Source organism: Mucilaginibacter lappiensis, from assembly GCF_900155965.1.
Classification (GTDB): domain Bacteria; phylum Bacteroidota; class Bacteroidia; order Sphingobacteriales; family Sphingobacteriaceae; genus Mucilaginibacter; species Mucilaginibacter lappiensis.
Genome location: NZ_FTMG01000007.1, coordinates 198,194 through 214,760, shown reverse-complemented (window position 1 = coordinate 214,760; position 16,567 = coordinate 198,194). Strand labels below are relative to the sequence as shown.

The 16,567-nt window shown below is 42.4% G+C and carries 15 protein-coding genes; 5 read left to right on the top strand and 10 right to left on the bottom strand.

Annotation, left to right across the window (positions count from 1 at the left end):
• Nucleotides 1-20: 20 nt before the first annotated feature.
• The 4 genes from BW976_RS15250 to BW976_RS15235 all read right to left on the bottom strand — a co-directional run bounded on the left by BW976_RS15250 (nucleotide 21) and on the right by BW976_RS15235 (nucleotide 5,562).
• A complete protein-coding gene (locus tag BW976_RS15250; RefSeq protein WP_076374171.1) occupies nucleotides 21-1,304 on the bottom strand; it encodes an anthranilate synthase component I family protein in 1,284 nt (427 codons plus the stop codon).
• 86 nt (nucleotides 1,305-1,390) lie between these two features.
• Complete coding sequence (locus BW976_RS15245; protein WP_076374170.1) at nucleotides 1,391-2,668, bottom strand: adenylosuccinate synthase; 1,278 nt, start codon at nucleotides 2,666-2,668, stop codon at nucleotides 1,391-1,393.
• 38 nt (nucleotides 2,669-2,706) lie between these two features.
• Nucleotides 2,707-3,174 (bottom strand): Fur family transcriptional regulator, encoded by a 468-nt coding sequence (locus BW976_RS15240; protein ID WP_076374169.1) that lies wholly within the window; start codon nucleotides 3,172-3,174, stop codon nucleotides 2,707-2,709.
• Nucleotides 3,175-3,339: 165 nt separating this feature from the next.
• Nucleotides 3,340-5,562, bottom strand: a complete 2,223-nt coding sequence (locus tag BW976_RS15235) for a RelA/SpoT family protein (protein ID WP_076374168.1) — start codon at nucleotides 5,560-5,562, stop codon at nucleotides 3,340-3,342.
• Nucleotides 5,563-5,670: 108 nt separating this feature from the next.
• On the opposite strand from BW976_RS15235, the gene BW976_RS15230 reads away from it, so the two are divergent.
• From BW976_RS15230 to bshB1, 3 genes are read left to right on the top strand one after another with little or no spacing between them, the layout of a single operon-like run.
• A complete protein-coding gene (locus BW976_RS15230) occupies nucleotides 5,671-6,288 on the top strand; it encodes a DUF4294 domain-containing protein (protein ID WP_076374276.1) in 618 nt (205 codons plus the stop codon).
• A 2-nt stretch (nucleotides 6,289-6,290) separates the two neighbouring features.
• Entirely contained in the window at nucleotides 6,291-6,791 is a 501-nt protein-coding gene (locus tag BW976_RS15225; protein ID WP_076374167.1) for a glutathione peroxidase, read from the top strand.
• A gap of 14 nt (nucleotides 6,792-6,805) precedes the next feature.
• Entirely contained in the window at nucleotides 6,806-7,528 is a 723-nt protein-coding gene (gene bshB1 / locus BW976_RS15220; protein WP_076374166.1) for a bacillithiol biosynthesis deacetylase BshB1, read from the top strand.
• Between the two features lie 80 nt (nucleotides 7,529-7,608).
• Here bshB1 and BW976_RS15215 read toward each other — a convergent pair whose 3' ends face one another.
• Entirely contained in the window at nucleotides 7,609-8,046 is a 438-nt protein-coding gene (locus BW976_RS15215) for a hypothetical protein (protein WP_076374165.1), read from the bottom strand.
• 238 nt (nucleotides 8,047-8,284) lie between these two features.
• Nucleotides 8,285-9,616 (bottom strand): L-lysine 6-transaminase, encoded by a 1,332-nt coding sequence (gene lat, locus BW976_RS15210; RefSeq protein WP_076374164.1) that lies wholly within the window; start codon nucleotides 9,614-9,616, stop codon nucleotides 8,285-8,287.
• Nucleotides 9,617-10,323: 707 nt separating this feature from the next.
• Here lat and BW976_RS15205 point away from each other — a divergent pair.
• Nucleotides 10,324-10,947 carry a hypothetical protein gene (locus tag BW976_RS15205; protein ID WP_076374163.1) on the top strand — a complete coding sequence of 208 codons (624 nt, stop codon included), beginning with the start codon at nucleotides 10,324-10,326 and terminating at the stop codon, nucleotides 10,945-10,947.
• Between the two features lie 75 nt (nucleotides 10,948-11,022).
• Nucleotides 11,023-11,442, top strand: coding sequence for a hypothetical protein (locus tag BW976_RS15200; protein WP_076374162.1), 420 nt, complete (start codon nucleotides 11,023-11,025; stop codon nucleotides 11,440-11,442).
• A gap of 30 nt (nucleotides 11,443-11,472) precedes the next feature.
• Here the strand turns inward: BW976_RS15200 and BW976_RS15195 are convergent, their stop codons facing one another.
• The 4 genes from BW976_RS15195 to BW976_RS15180 all read right to left on the bottom strand — a co-directional run bounded on the left by BW976_RS15195 (nucleotide 11,473) and on the right by BW976_RS15180 (nucleotide 16,565).
• Complete coding sequence (locus tag BW976_RS15195; protein ID WP_076374161.1) at nucleotides 11,473-12,357, bottom strand: SDR family oxidoreductase; 885 nt, start codon at nucleotides 12,355-12,357, stop codon at nucleotides 11,473-11,475.
• A 271-nt stretch (nucleotides 12,358-12,628) separates the two neighbouring features.
• Entirely contained in the window at nucleotides 12,629-13,402 is a 774-nt protein-coding gene (locus BW976_RS15190; RefSeq protein WP_076374160.1) for an enoyl-CoA hydratase/isomerase family protein, read from the bottom strand.
• Between the two features lie 54 nt (nucleotides 13,403-13,456).
• Complete coding sequence (locus tag BW976_RS15185) at nucleotides 13,457-15,289, bottom strand: AMP-dependent synthetase/ligase (RefSeq protein WP_076374159.1); 1,833 nt, start codon at nucleotides 15,287-15,289, stop codon at nucleotides 13,457-13,459.
• 100 nt (nucleotides 15,290-15,389) lie between these two features.
• Nucleotides 15,390-16,565, bottom strand: a complete 1,176-nt coding sequence (locus BW976_RS15180) for an acetyl-CoA C-acyltransferase (protein WP_076374158.1) — start codon at nucleotides 16,563-16,565, stop codon at nucleotides 15,390-15,392.
• Between the last annotated feature and the right edge of the window lie 2 nt (nucleotides 16,566-16,567).

Below are 16,567 nucleotides of genomic sequence, written 5' to 3'. Positions count from 1 at the left end.
AAAAAACGGTGGACTTATGACTAAAGACTATCGACTTGTTCCGTCCCTCCCAAAACCTCCATTACGGCCTGTGCTTTGAGCAGGCATTCTTCATATTCTTTTTCCGGGTCGGCATGGTAGGTGATGGCGCTTCCTGCATGGAACGATAGGTATCGTTTGGCTGAATTGTACAACAGGGTACGAATTACCACATTCAGATCAAAATCATTATCCGGGCTTAAATAACCTATGGCCCCGGAGTATACACCTCGTTTACTGCGCTCATATTGTTCCATCAGTTGCATAGCACTGATCTTGGGAGCGCCGGTCATGCTGCCCATAGGGAAGGTGTTTTTAATGGCTTGTATGGCCGATAAGCCTTCCTGAAGTTCACATACTACAGTTGATATCATTTGGTGCACATACTGGAAGCTGTGTATGCCAAATAATTCTTCGGTTTTAACAGTACCTTGTTGTGCAGATCGGGTCAGATCATTCCGTACCAGATCAACTATCATTACATTTTCCTGCAATTCTTTGGGATGATTGCGTAGTTGTTGTTTGATCAATTCATCAGTTTGCGTATCTGTACCCCGTTTGGCGGTGCCTTTTATGGGTTGCGATATGAGTTTGGTGCCGCGTTTGGCCAGGAAGCGCTCGGGAGATGCACCCAGTATATAGTTCCCTTTCCACTTAAAAAAAGTGCTGAAAGGATTTGGTGATACTGCATTTAACTGTGTAAATATGGCCAGTGGATCTATTTTTGCTTGCTCCGCAAAAAACTCCTGGCAAAAATTGGTCACATAGATATCACCGCGGTTAATATGCTCCTGTATACCCTTCACGGCATCAATATATTCCTGCCGGCTAAAGCGGGATTTTAATACTATAGCTGCTTGTTCTTGATGGATAATGGGTTGCTGTTGATTAATCAGACCAAAAACCTGTTCGGGCTCATCACTAATAATCTCCGTTTGACTGCCTTTAATGATAATTAGATGTAAAGGCGCGAAAAAATAAAGATCCGGAAACTCCAAGCCATCGGGATTGGCAGATGATAGCTGTTCTATTTCATTCTTTAAGTCATAACCGAAGAAACCGGTTATCCAACCAGGGTTGTTTTGACGAAAAGCTTCCAGTTGACCAAAGGCGCTTCCAATTCGTGCGGTCACCTCATCTTTTACCCCAATAGCTATCAGGGTATCAAATTTTCCGTAAGGGTCATTAAACCCGTTAGAGTCAAGGTAACATACCGCATCAAATGACGAGGCCCATTGCAGTGCTTTTTTTTTAAACAGGGGAAGATCTTGAACAGGTATAATCACAGGACAAAAATAGAAACAAAAGTAAAAAGGCCGCGTAACGCGGCCTTTTATAATAATATAACGAATGCCGGTAAGGCATTAGGTTCTTAGTGCATTACCAAAGTTTGTTTCCTGTCTGGCCCTACGGATAGGTATTTTACAGGAACACCAAGCTCTGCCTCTAAATAATCAATATAGGATTGTAGCTTAGCAGGGATCTCTGAAAGTTCGGTAATGCCGGTTATATCCTCATTCCAGCCATCAATTTCTTTCAAAATTGGCTCAGGGCTTACCGAGCAAATATCGTAAGGCATGTAATCAATTTTTTCGCCCAGATAGTTGTAGTGGGTACAAGCATATATTTTATCAAAACCGCTTAATACATCGGCTTTGGTCATTACCAGTTGGGTAACGCCATTAAGCATTATAGCGTATTTTAAAGCCGGTAGATCGATCCATCCGGTACGGCGTGGTCTTCCGGTAGTTGCACCAAATTCATGGCCTGTTTGGCGTAATTCTTCGCCAGTTTCGTTCTCCAGTTCGGTAGGGAAGGGGCCGCCACCAACGCGTGTGCAATAGGCCTTAAAAATACCTATCACTTCACCAATTTGTTGCGGTGCTATACCCAAACCTGTACAGGCTCCGGCAGCAGTTGTATTTGACGAAGTAACAAAAGGGTATGAGCCGAAATCAATATCCAGCATAGCTCCCTGTGCGCCTTCGGCCAGTACTTTTTTACCTTGTTTTATATAGTTGTTAACCAGGTGCTCAGAATCAACCAATGGGAACCGGCGCAGCAGCTCAAGTGCTTCGAAAAACGCAGTCTCGCGTTCAGAAAAATCAGCTACCTCTCCGTACAAGGCTTGCAGCATGGATACATGCTTGTCAACCAGTTTCTGGTAACGTTCTTTAAAATCGGGCAGAGTGATATCACCTATACGTAAACCATTACGGCCGGTTTTGTCCATATAAGTCGGGCCGATACCTTTTAAAGTGGAACCAATTTTGCCATCACCCATCTTTTTTTCATTAGCGGCATCAAGCAATTGGTGAGTTGGTAGTATGAGGTGAGCCTTTTTAGCTATCAGCAAATTCTTTTTTGCTAAAAGGTCATGCCCGGCAGCTTTTAGTTTTTCTAATTCTTTTTTCAGCGTGATTGGGTCAATCACTACACCGTTACCAATCAGGTTCATGGTGTTCTCAAAAAATATACCTGAAGGAATGGTATTTAAAACAAATTTTTTACCATCAAATTCCAAAGTATGCCCGGCATTGGGGCCGCCCTGGAAACGTGCTATCAGGTCGTAACCTGCACTAAGCACATCAACAATTTTTCCTTTACCTTCATCGCCCCATTGGAGGCCTAATAATACGTCAACAGCCATTTATGTAAATTCAGAGTATGATATTAAGGGGGGCAAAGTTATGCTTTTCTGTCACAATTACCCTCTCTTAATTTGGTGCAATTGCCATAAAGATTAAGGGAATGGTGTTTGATCTCAAATTTCAGGATGTCGCCCATCATGCTTTGTATCTGCTGTATGCGTGGGTCGCAAAACTCAACCACCTTACCGCAGTCAATGCAAATGATGTGATCATGCTGCTTATAGCCGTATGATTTTTCAAACTGGGCCATGTTTTTACCAAACTGATGCTTGGTCACCAGATCGCACGATACCAGCAACTCCAGCGTGTTATATACAGTGGCGCGGCTTACACGGTATTTTTTATTTTTCATGTGGATGTATAACGACTCCACATCAAAGTGATCGGTACGAGAATAAATTTCTTCAAGTATAGCAAAACGCTCGGGCGTTTTACGCAGGTTTTTGTTTTCAAGGTAGGCCTCGAAAATTTTTTTAACCAACGCTATTGTATCCTGTTGAGGCATAGTTGTCTATTAAAGAGCCAAAGTTATTAATAAAAGATAGAATCCGAAAATAAGAATCAAGAGCTGAGAGTCAAGAATCAAGATGTGAGAATCAAAAGACAAGAATGTTGTTTTTATGCTTTGTTAAAACATCTTGATTCTTGTCTCTTGATTCTTATTTCTTTCTTAAGAAGCTTTTTCTATTGCCGAATCGAAACGGTTTACTGCGGTGATGCCCTTAACCAGTTTCAGGTTTTTGATCAGGTTGTCCAGGTGCTCGGTATCATTTACATATACCATAAGCGAGCCCTCAAAAATACCGTTATCACTGTCAACCGTTATGGAGCGGATATTCACCTTAAAATCCTGCGATATTACGGTAGTAAGCTTATTGATTAAACCTACATCATCAATACCGGTAATACGTAATCCGGTTAAAAATGCCAGTTCCTGTTGATTTGTCCAACGGGCCTTTACAATCCGGTAACCATAATTAGCCATCAGTTTGGCGGCATTGGGGCAATTGGTACGGTGGATCTTGATGCCATCGCTCACCGTCACAAAACCAAACACATCATCGCCAGGGATAGGGTTGCAGCAATTGGCTAGTTTGTAGTCAATTTTTTGCATATCCTCGCCAATCAGCAATATGTCGCTATCCTTGGCTTTGATGTTGCGTAACAGACTGTGAACCTGTTCCTGCTCAATTTTATCCTGTGGTTTATTTTCAATTACTTTTTCTGAAGCCTGGTAATCTTTCAGGTCCTTCATATCAATAATGCCCTTGGCAATATTGTAAAACAGGTCCTGGGTTGTTTGCAGCTTAAAAAAGTAACTCAGCTTATGTATGTTTTCGGAGTTGTAGGTAATCTTAAGCGATTTTAGCTTACGCTCCAGTATCTCCTTGCCATCTTCGGCAATTTTTCGTTTTTCTTCTTTTAATGCCGATTTAATTTTGGCTTTAGCTTTCGCGGTAACCACAAAGTTAAGCCAGTCCTCCTTAGGTGATTGCTTGCCTGATGTAATGATCTCTACCTGGTCGCCATTTTGCAGTTTATAGCTCAGCGGTACCAGTTTGTGATTTACTTTAGCGCCAATACAGCTGGCACCCACGTCGGTATGTATCTCGAAAGCAAAATCAAGGGCGGTAGCGTTTAAAGGCAATTGGATCAACGCGCCTTTTGGTGTAAAAATGAAGATCTCATCACTAAAGAGGTTCATTTTAAAATCATCCAGAAAGTCGAGCGCATTGGAGTCGGGGTTTTTAAGCATGTCTCTAACCTTTTGCACCCATTGATCAAGTCCGCTGTCGGTAGTTGATTCTTTATACTTCCAGTGTGCAGCAAAGCCTTTTTCGGCTATCTCATTCATCCGCTTGGTACGTATCTGTACTTCCACCCATTGACCACGAGGACCCATTACGGTAGTATGTAGTGATTCGTAACCATTGGCTTTGGGCGATGATATCCAGTCGCGCAATCGGTCGGGGTTTGGGCGGTAAAGATCGGTAACTATCGAATAAGCCTTCCAGCAATCGGCTTTTTCATTTTCAGGTGTACTATCTAAAATCACCCTGATGGCAAAAAGATCATACACTTCTTCAAAAGGTATGGATTTCTTTTTCATCTTATTCCAAATGGAATGTATGGATTTAGGACGTCCGAAAATATCTGCATCAAGGCCCTGTCCAAGTAATACTTTTTTAATCGGCTCAATAAAATCGCGGATGAATTTTTCACGCTCAGCCTTTTTCTCGTTGAGCTTAACTTTTAAAAATTGGTAGGTTTCCCTTTCCATGTATTTCATGGATAGATCTTCCAGTTCAGATTTTATGGTGTATAAACCCAACCGGTGTGCCAGAGGGGCGTACAAGTAAACGGTTTCTGATGATAGTTTAAGCTGCTTATCACGCGGCATAAACTCCATGGTACGCATGTTATGCAAGCGATCGGCCAGTTTGATCAATATTACCCGTACATCATCTGCCAGGGTAAGCAACATTTTACGGAAATTCTCGGCCTGTAAGGAGCTGTTGGTATCAAATACGCCTGATATTTTGGTAAGCCCATCAATAATCTTGGCTACCTTTTTACCAAACTCCATTTCAATATCGTCTAGCGTCATGTTGGTATCTTCAACCACATCATGCAACAGGGCACACACAATGGAGGTGGTGCCCAGGCCTATTTCTTCGGCCGCTATCTGCGCCACGGCAATAGGATGGTATATATATGGTTCGCCGCTTTTACGGCGCATGTCTTTATGGCTTTCCAGTGCCATATCAAATGCTTTACGGATCATGCGCTTATCGCCCTTTTGCAGGGTTGATTTACAGGCACGCAGCAAGGCCCGATATCTTTTTAATATCTCATTTTTTTCCGCTTCCAGGTCAATCACTAACTCTTTCATATGCTGATATTAATGGTATTTCTTGATAAACTTGTAATTATAAATTATTATTACAGATTATATGGAAATACCACAAAAAATTGCTTTAATTTTGTTTTAAGTAAAATTATGAAATTTATTGGTTTTCTGTTTCTGTTTTGTTTAGGCATCATGGGCTCGCTAAAAGCCCAGACAGATAAACCAGCACCCGTAACTATAGGCAAAAATGATACCATCAAAACGGCTATGACCGATCTTGACGGTGAATTGGTGCCCTGGATAGTTACTCCCGAGGTGAAAATTGTTGATACACGTATATTTGCCAGTGAAGCCGACAGGATGGCTTATAACAGGTTAAGGTATAATGTGTTCAAAGTGTTGCCCTATGCGCGTTTTGCGGGGCAGCGTTACCGTCAGTTGCAACGCGACCTGGCACTTACAGGCGATAAGCACAAACAGAAAGAGTTGGTAACCGCCTGTGAAACCGAAATAAAAACATTGTTTAACAAGGAAATAAAAAATCTGACAATTAGTCAGGGAGAGGTGTTGATCAAGCTGATCAACCGTGAATCGGGGCTAACCAGTTACGCTATGGTGAAGGATCTAAAAGGAGGTTTTAAAGCCTTTATGTTTCAATCTGTAGCCAGTATATTTGGCCACAACCTCAAGGAAACCTACGACCCTGAGGAGCAGAAAGATATCGAGGCCATATTGAAACAGGCCGGATATAATTCCACTAACAATTAATAATGGATAACAATAGTATCTACAAGTTTGATGTACAGACATTAAACGGAGAAGAGATTAGCCTTTCGGCTTATAAAAATAAAGTTCTTTTAGTAGTTAACACCGCTTCTCAATGCGGTTTTACCCCTCAGCTTAAAGATCTGGTTAGCCTTAAAAATCAGTTTAAGGAAACAGATTTTGAAATACTTGCTTTCCCTTCAAATGATTTTGGCGGGCAAGAGCCTTTAGAAGGGGCAGAAATTGCCACTTTTTGTGAAAATGTTGGTACCAATTACCCTGTATTTGAAAAGATAAGGGTACGTGGGCCTTACGCACATCCGCTGTATCAGTTTTTTGCTAATAAAAAAGATAATGGTAACCTGAAATCTGTTCCAAGGTGGAACTTTCATAAATTCCTGATCGACAGGACTGGTCATGTAACCGATTTCTATTATCCTTTTACCAAGCCTACATCTTCAAAGATCAGGAAAAAGATCGAACGCCTTTTGCAGGCCGCTTTATAATTCAACACATATTTATGCTTAAATTAGATATATTAGTTTTATCGGTTCATCCCGATGATGCCGAACTTGGATGTTCCGGTACTATTTTAAAACACATTGCCCTGGGTAAAAAGGTGGGTATTGTTGACCTCACCCGCGGCGAATTAGGTACCCGCGGTTCTGCAGAGATTCGCGATCAGGAAGCTGCGGCTTCGGCAAAAATATTAGGATTAACCATAAGGGAAAACCTGGGCTTACCCGATGGCTTTTTTGAAAATACCAGGGAATATCAGTTAAAAATAATTGCCGCTATACGTAAATATCAACCTTCCATTGTAATAACCAATGCTTATCATGACAGACATCCTGATCATAGGCGTGCCGGCGAGTTGGTAGAAACAGCTGCCTTTTTATCTGGCTTGCGAAAAATAGAAACCTCGGCAGACGGCGCTTTGCAGGATGCCTGGCGACCGGATCTTGTTTTACACTTTATACAGGATAATTATATAAAACCTGATATTTTGATTGATGTGACCGATTATTGGGATAAAAAAATTGAAAGTATCCATGCTTTCGGGTCGCAGTTCTATAACCCCGAGTGGGAAGGTGAACCCCAAACTTATATATCTTCACCAGAGTTTATTAGCGTTGTTGCAGCCCGTGCTATGGAATTTGGGAAAAGCATCTCTGTTAAGTATGCAGAAGGCTTTACCAGTAGAAAAATTTTAGGAGTGGGTAATTTATTTTCGTTAAAATAATATCTTTATTAATCTATAATAAATAAGCCGCAGGTTATATAACACTGCGGCTTAATAATAATATGTAAGTAGTTTAATTATTAGGCTTTTATGTATTCGAAGCGGTTGTTCTCATTGCTTCTTTCTCTTCTCAGCTTGTTTTCGTTAGCCAGTTTTAACAGGATGCCTGATAATTCTGATGTTTTGAAATCGGAATCAAACTGATCTTTACAATAGGTCGCGATAGATGATATTGAACGCGAGATATCGAAAAAGTCCGTACTCAATAACTGATTAAGTATTTTAGTTGCACCTGGCTTTTTGCGGCCCGGTATGCCAAAATTTTCATCGTCTGAACGTATTCTGCGCCCTTTTTTAAGGAATAGTTCAGCTCCGTCTGTATCCACTCTATCAGATTCAATCATTACATCTAATAACCGATCGATAATCCTAACCTGTACAGATTCTGATTGGAATGAATTAACAACTTCCGCTACTTCAACAAGTTGTTTTTTTAATTTCTCTATGTGTTTGCTCATGACGTAAAAAGATTGATCCGTAGTCTTTTAATAGGGGGATATTACAAAAGTAACAGAAATAATAATTAAAAATATAGCGTATTTTGTCTAAAAAATAGTATATATTAATATATCACTCCTTTTTACCCCTCAAAAGTACCATTTCACCCTTTCGGAAGCATGGTTGGCCACATATTAAATACAAAAAATCTTTATTCTATTGAATAATCAATTTGCCTGTAACGATATTATTGCATTATTATAAGGTGTGCGATATTCTTTCAAGCATGTTCAATCCTAGGTCAATGTGCTCTTTTTCAATAATAAGCGCCGGTCTGAAACGGATGCTTTTTTCGCCGCATCCCAGGTACATGATATTATTTTGCAACCCTTGTTGTATAAAAGTATCCCGCTTATTTTTATCGGGGAAATCAAAAGCGGTCAATAAACCCTTACCTCTAACATTACTGATAATTGGAGTACGGGAGGCGATATCAGCTAACTGGTCTTGTAAATATTCGCCCATTTTGGCTGCATTATCGCAAAGGTTATCTTCTTCCATGATCTCCATGATCTTTGACGACCTTACCATATCAACCAGGCTGCCGCCCCATGTAGAGTTAATGCGGGATGATACCCGGAAAACGTTATTCTCTACCTCGTCAACACGATTGCTGGCCAGTATGCCGCATACCTGCATTTTTTTGCCAAAGGCCAAAATATCCGGACGGGCTTTTTCGCCAAAATGCTCGTGACACCAGAATTTGCCGGTTAGGCCAACACCTGTTTGCACTTCATCATATATGAGCATGGCTTCATATTCATCGGCCAGTTCCCGTAGTTTTTCCAGGAATTCCCTACGTACATGATTGTCGCCTCCTTCTGATTGTATCGGCTCAATAATAATGGCGCATATATCATCCTTATTTTCGGCAAAGGCTGTCCTGATCTGCGAAATGGAGAACTGTTCTCTTTGCACCAGGTCGTCATGATTGGCGTCACTGTAAGGGAAATTTATTTGCGGTACCGATACCCGCGGCCAGTCGAACTTGGCAAACCATTTTGTTTTATTGGGCTGGGTATTGGTTAAGCTTAAGGTATAACCCGAGCGGCCATGAAAGGCTTGCTCAAAATGTAATACTTTATGCCCTTTTTCCTTTGTATAACCTTTTGCAAAGTTTTTTTGCACTTTCCAGTCCATAGCAACTTTAAGCGCGTTCTCAATAGCTAATGAGCCCCCGGCAATGAAAAATGCATGCGGGAGATAATCAGGTATGCCCACGCGCGAAAAAGTTTCAACAAATTGAGCGTATTGTGTGGTGTAGATGTCGGAATTTGATGGGTTGGTTAAAGCGGCCAGCATCAGGTTTTTTTTAAATTCTTCGTCGTTTACCATTTTAGGGTGATTATAGCCTAAAGGAACGGAAGCGAAGCAGGTGAAAAAATCAAGCAGTGTCCGGTTATATTTAGCATCGTAAATATAAACACCCTTACTTTTTTCCATGTCAAACGTAAGATCAAAGCCATCGGCAAGCACATGCTTCTGTAGGGAAGCCTGCACATTTTCGGGAGAAACAAGTAGGTTGTACATATAAATTTGGTTTATACAAATTTACTAAAATGCGCCTAAAAACAAAAATTAGGCGGTTTTTGAACCGATTGGCGAAAAAGTAACTTTAAATTGTTTAAAGTTACTTTTTGTACCAAAGCCAAAAGTAGTATAGCGAAATGACCTGCAGATTTTGTTAGTCGCGCCTCCAAATAATTCCTAAAAACGGCGCATTTGCCAAAGTGGAGGGGCTGAATAATTAATGATAAAATGAATAATAATCACAGGACTTAAAACAACCCGGTTTGCCCACTACCTGGTCTGAAAACTTTTTAAACCTTAAATTTTAACACTTTTCTGCCCAAAAATGAGGTGGAAACACATGGAAAACGCTTGAAAACCTTCATTTTAACACTTTTTAACAAATTTTAACACGTTTTTGAGCAGTTTTGAAAACTTTAAAAAGTATTAAATATTTGATTGTCAAATAACTAGATAAAAAACAGTCGATTTTTGAGCTATGTTTCTCTTTAACTAAACAGCCCGGATATCTCCTAAAAAGATACCCGGGCTGTTTGATATATAAATATACGAAAAACTTTCGACTAAGGCCTTACGAAGAAGGTAAACTTAATTAGCCCCATTCCATAAAATCAGTGTCATACTTTCTTCCTGATGGCTCTTAAATATAATATATCGTAAATTCGGGTAAACCAATAGTAATACTAATTGCGATTAAGGAATACGTTATGTTACAAAACCGTGTCGATCCTCGAGGAAACATCGTCAAAACGAGTGCACGTGGTGCCTGGCTAGGCAACCGGGGGCAGCTGCATGGCGATACCAAAACCATATTGCGCCCTTTTAAGTTGAAGGCTTGGCTGACCTGTGTGCTAAAATTTAAAGGCAGGCACCGACAGGTAATGGCGCCTAACCTGTATACCGAATTGTTCTTTTTTGATGAAGCCACCGCATTTTCGGCAGGGCATCGGCCATGTTTTGAATGTCGACGGGATGATGCCAACCGATTTAAAACAGCCTGGCTCAAAGGTAATCCTGAATATGGATTTGACCCAAAGGTGCACATCGAAAAAATAGATGAGATCATACACCAGGAAAGGATTGATAAAAAAGGAAATAAGGTAACATTTGAGGCAGCTGTTCATGACCTACCGGATGGGGTATTTATACAGATTGATAACGAACCTTATCTTTTAGCCAACAAAATGATTTGGCATTGGACACCTTCTGGTTATGAACAAATGGCTCCGCTGCCGGTATCGGTAAAGGTGATTGTGCTCACGCCCAGATCTGTTGTTAAAGCCTTTCGTTCTGGTTACCGGCCACAGATGGGGACTGATGATTTGAAATGAGGGGCCGGTCCTTATCCCATAGATAGAGGTTCTGAAAAAATATGATTTTGTAACTTTACCAAGAATCTTATCTATATGAAATTAAAGTTTAAAATTTCACAAACAACTAGTCTTGCCCCGGAAATTATAATTGACAGGATAAAGGCAGAGTTAGACCAAAACAAATACAGGGTTCTTAACATAACTAATAATAGTGTGAAATTTGATGAAAGCCCTTGGAAGCTGATGTGGAATTTTGAAGCTATGAGACGATTGGATGGAGGGAAATTTGACGTTAATTTGCAAGATAATTTAACCTCTGTAACCTTTAGCTATTATCGGAGTCTGATAGGACCCCTCATTATACTAACTGTTATTTCGATTGGTTTAATAAGAGATGGTGAATATTATGCGCCTTTAGGTTTTCTTTTATTTTACGTGATTGCTCTGACTTTCAATGCATTTACCTTAAAAGATGTTGCCAATGAAATGTTAAATGACATCCTGATTTTTTAGAATTTCGGATTTCGTTTTTCGAATTTAATATTACTGTGCTTTGCGGGTTGCCTGTTCAATGCTGTCCCACATTTGATCGGGTATCATTTCCAGACCGCTGAACTGGCCTGCGCCCTGCAGCCATTCGCCGCCATCTATCGTGATCACCTCGCCGTTGATATAGCCCGAAAAGTCAGATACGAGGAACGCTGCCAGGTTAGCCAGTTCCTGATGCTCGCCTACCCGCTTCAGAGGTACACGGTTTTTAAAATCAAACTTTTGCGCCATATCGCCGGGTAGCAAACGTTCCCACGCGCCTTTGGTAGGGAAGGGGCCCGGGGCTATAGCGTTGGTACGGATGCCGTGACGGCCCCATTCCACGGCCAGCGAGCGGGTCATGGCCAGTACGCCGCCTTTGGCACAAGCCGATGGTACTACATAAGCTGAACCGGTAAAAGCATAGGTGGTTATAATATTGAGGATGCTGCCTGGCATTTTTTCGGCTATCCAGTATTTGCCCAGTGCCAGCGAGCAATTGACAGAACCTTTCAGCACAATATCAATAACCGCCGAAAACGCGTTTGCCGAGAGCCGTTCCGTAGGCGAAATAAAATTACCCGCCGCGTTGTTCAGCAGGGCATCAATCCGGCCAAAGGTGGCAATAGATTGCTCCAGCATCTTTTGCACATCATCATAATTGCGAACATCGCAGGAAATGGCTAAAACCTTGCCGCCGGTTTCGGTTTCCATTTCGGCGGCAGTTTTTTCCAGCACATCCAACTTACGACTGGTGATCACCAGATTGGCGCCCAGTTTTAAAAAGTAAGTACCCATAGCTTTCCCCAGGCCGGTGCCTCCACCAGTAACAATAATGGTTTTTCCTTTGAGGGCATCATCTCTTAACATACCTGTGGTTACTGCTGTGCTATTGCTCATGTTTTTTGTTTTGGGAGTCAAGAATCGAGAGTCAAGAATCAAGAATCAAGACAAAAACATCTTGGTAACTCCATATTTCCCGATCAATTAGAAACTTACGAAGTTTTTAATTGATCGTAAGTTTGATTGTTATGTAAGTATTCTCTTGTTTCTTGACTCTTATCTCTTGGTTCTTATTTGGATTAGAAACTTACGAAGTTTTTAATTGATCGTAAGTTTGATTGTTATGTAAGTATTCTCTTGATTCTTGACTCTTATCTCTTGATTCTTTTTAAGCGGTTGTTGTTTTTGATTTTAAATTCTGGATAAGCATTTGCAGGCCTTTGCGTACTTCGGGTGCCCACCATTGTGCCAGCATATGGTTAAGGGCGGTGCTTTGGTCGGCGCTGAGCTTGGTTATCAGCTCCTGGCGCAAGTTTAGTTTACTTTGGCTCCAGGTAACCTGGTTAAGCTGCATATAGGTCCTGATTTTTCTTTCGGCGGTGGTGAGCAGGCTTTCGGGTGCGCTCACCTCATCTATCAAACCAACTTCCAGTGCTTCATTAACTTTCAGGAGCTTGCCTTCCATCAGGTATTGATAAGCCCTGCGCTGCCCCAGCCAAAAAGAGTAAAGCGTAGCCACGCTATCGGGCACAATGATACCTACTGGGATTTCATTTAAGCCGATAATAAACGAACCTTCGGCCATTACTCGGTAATCACAACAAATGGCTAATACACATCCCCCTGCAGGACTATGCCCGCTGATAGCTGCTACCATAGGCTTTTTAAAGGCCACCAACGATCGCTGCAGCGACAGGAAATCGGTCCACAAAGCACGACTTTGGTCCTCATTATACTCGTAGGCCTCAATCAGGTCGATACCTGAAGAAAAGAATCCCGGTTTGCCGGTGATGATGAGTCCGCCTACGCTTGTGTCGTTTTCCAGTGTTTGTATGGCGGTTATCAGCTCTTTAACCATCTGGTGGTTAATAGCGTTTGACCGGCCACGATCGAGCGTTAAAATTGCCAGGCCGTTGTTTATGGTTAATTGGAATGTTGTCATGTTGTGAGTGGTGAGTTGTGAGTAATGAGTAGCTAAGTCAGTGATGAGTTTTCGTTATTTTTTCAAAAACTCACCACTTACAACTGACAACTCACCGCCATGTTCTTCGCCAGAGTAAATCTTGTCAATTTCGGTTTTATATTTTTCCATGATCACTTTGCGTTTCATTTTGCCTGTAGGGGTGAGCTCTCCGCTGTCTATCGACCATTCTTCGGGTAACAAAGTCACCTTTTTCACCTGCTCTACATGGTTAAACTCGGGGTTAAAGCCATCAATTATGGATTGATAAAGCTCAATAACCCGGGAATTCCTGATAAGTTCATTGTGTGATGTAAAGGGAATATTGTTTTCGGCGCACCAGGGTTTTAAATTGGTGTACGAAGGCACTATCAAGGCCGCGGTGAATTTTCTTTCGGGGCCAACCACCATCATTTGCTCAATAAAATGATTTTCTTTCATCTTATTTTCAATTGGCATAGGCGCTACGTACTTGCCGCCAGATGTTTTGAAGATCTCCTTTTTACGATCGGTTATTTTCAAAAAACCATCCTTGTCCAGTTCGCCGATGTCGCCGGTGCTAAACCAGCCATCTTTGATCACTTCGGCCGTCATTTCGGGGTTTTTATAATAACCCACGGTAATGTTTGGTCCTTTGCAAAGTATCTCGCCGTCCTCGGCAATTTTAACCTGTACACCGTCGATCAGCTTGCCAACGGTCCCGAATTTACGGCCGTTAATATAGCAGTTAACCGCAACTACCGGTGATGTTTCTGTGAGGCCATAACCTTCCATCACCGTCATCCCGGCGGCGGTAAATATTTTTTCGAGCTTGATGGGACAGGCAGAACTGCCAATAACGATGGCTTTTACATTCCCGCCAACGGCTTCCCGCCATTTACTATACACCAATTTATCGGCAATGGCCAGTTGTATTTTATACCAAATACTTTGATTTTCGATCTGGAACTGCTCGGCCACTTTTATCGACCATAAAAAGATCTTCTTTTTGATGCCGGTGAGCTGTTGCCCGGCCGCCATAATTTTTTCGAATACTTTTTCAAGCAGGCGCGGCACGGCAGTAAAAATGTAAGGCTTAACCTCTTTCATGTTGGCGCCAATGGTATCCATGCTTTCGGCATAGGAAATGGAGAAACCATAAAAGAGATAAATGTAAGTACACATTTTTTCGAAAATGTGGTTGGGCGGTAAAAAACTCAGAGCCCCTTTGTTTTCAAGGGGGATCTGGTTAAGTACCTTGCCCGATGCTACCACATTACTCACAATGTTTTTATGGGTGAGCATCACGCCTTTGGGGCGGCCGGTGGTGCCCGATGTGTAAATAATAGTAGTTACATCATCCTCACCAATGGTTTTGCTGATGGCCGATAGCCTGTCGCGATAGCCATCTGGTAGGGGTTTTAGTAACACTGTCCAGTTGGGGCAATTGTCCAACTGATCAAAACTATAGATAGCTTTTAACGATGGTATATTGGCGCAAACCGCATTTACTTTATCATATAGGTCCTGACTGCTTACAAACAGGTATTTTACTTCGGCTTCGTTCAGGATCTGCTCCAGTTCTTTGGGATTGCTGTTAGGATACAGAGGTACCAGGATTGCGCCGGTTTGTTGTACCGCCAGATCAGTTACGATCCATTCGGGTCGTCCGTTGCTGATAAGGCCTATTTTATCGCGGCCCTCGGTGGTACCATCGCCGCCCGAAACGCCCAGGTCTAACAGTGCTATGGTTAACTGGTAGATCATGGTGTGGATTTCCTGCGTGCTATATGCCCGCCATACGCCATTTTCTTTGGCATTTAACAGATCGGTCCTGGGTTCCCGGGCCTGAATTTCCATGCAATCAAACAATCTTGCCACTTTTTCCATGTTAAAAGGTATTAAGAGCCCCACCCAACCCTCCCCGGAAGGGAGGGCTTTTAGTAAATAAAAGTCTCCCCTCCCGGGCGAGATTTAGAGGGGGCTGTTGTTATAGTAATTCAAAAATGCCCGCGGCACCCTGTCCGGTACCTACGCACATGGTAACCATACCGTATTTTTTATCCCGGCGTTTTAATTCGTTAAAAAGTTGTACGGATAGCTTGGCACCGGTACAACCCAGTGGATGGCCCAAGGCTATGGCACCGCCATTAACGTTGATGCGATCCATATCCAAATCGAGGCCTTTAATAACCGCCAATGATTGCGATGCAAAAGCTTCGTTCAGCTCAATCAGGTCAATGTCCTGTTGTTTCATACCAGCCTGTTTTAAGGCTTTAGGGATAGCCACCAGTGGCCCGATACCCATAATACGTGGCGGCACACCGGCAACGGCATAGTTCACCAGGCGGGCAATAGGTTTTAAGTTATTGGCTTTTAAAAAGCGTTCGCTTACTACCATTACAAAGGCTGCTCCATCACTTGTTTGTGATGAGTTACCCGCGGTTACTACACCCCTGGCATCAAATACCGGTTTCAGTTTGGCCAATGCTTCTAACGAAGTATCAGCACGTGGACCTTCGTCGGTATCTATTTTAAAGTCGCGGTTTTTCTTTTTGCCGGTTTCGTCCACATAAGTTTCGGTTACATTTACGGCTACTATCTCGTCTTTAAACTTACCCTCTTTGATAGCGTTGATGGCCTTCTGGTGCGAGTTATAGGCAAACTGGTCTTGCTCTTCGCGGCCAACTTTATATTCTTTGGCTACGGCTTCGGCGGTTAAACCCATGCCCCAGTAGTAATCTGGATGGGCCAGGGCTATATCGGCATTGGGTACCACGCGCCAGCCGCCCATAGGCAGCAGGCTCATGCTTTCCACACCACCGGCAATAATACAATCGGCAATGCCACTGTGTACTTTTGCCGATGCGATGGCGATAGTTTCCAGTCCTGATGCACAATAGCGGTTCACGGTCATGCCGGGTACTTTATCGGTATCCAGGGCCATGAGCGATATCAGGCGGGCCACATTTAAGCCTTGTTCAGCTTCGGGTGTAGCATTGCCCACAATTACATCCTCTATCTGATCCTTATCAACATTAGGTACCGATGCCATGAGATGTTTGATCACATCTGCCGCAAGGGTATCCGGCCGGGTAAACCTGAAGCCTCCCCGGGTTGCTTTTCCAACTGCGCTGCGGCTTGCAGCCACTATGTATGCGTTCATAT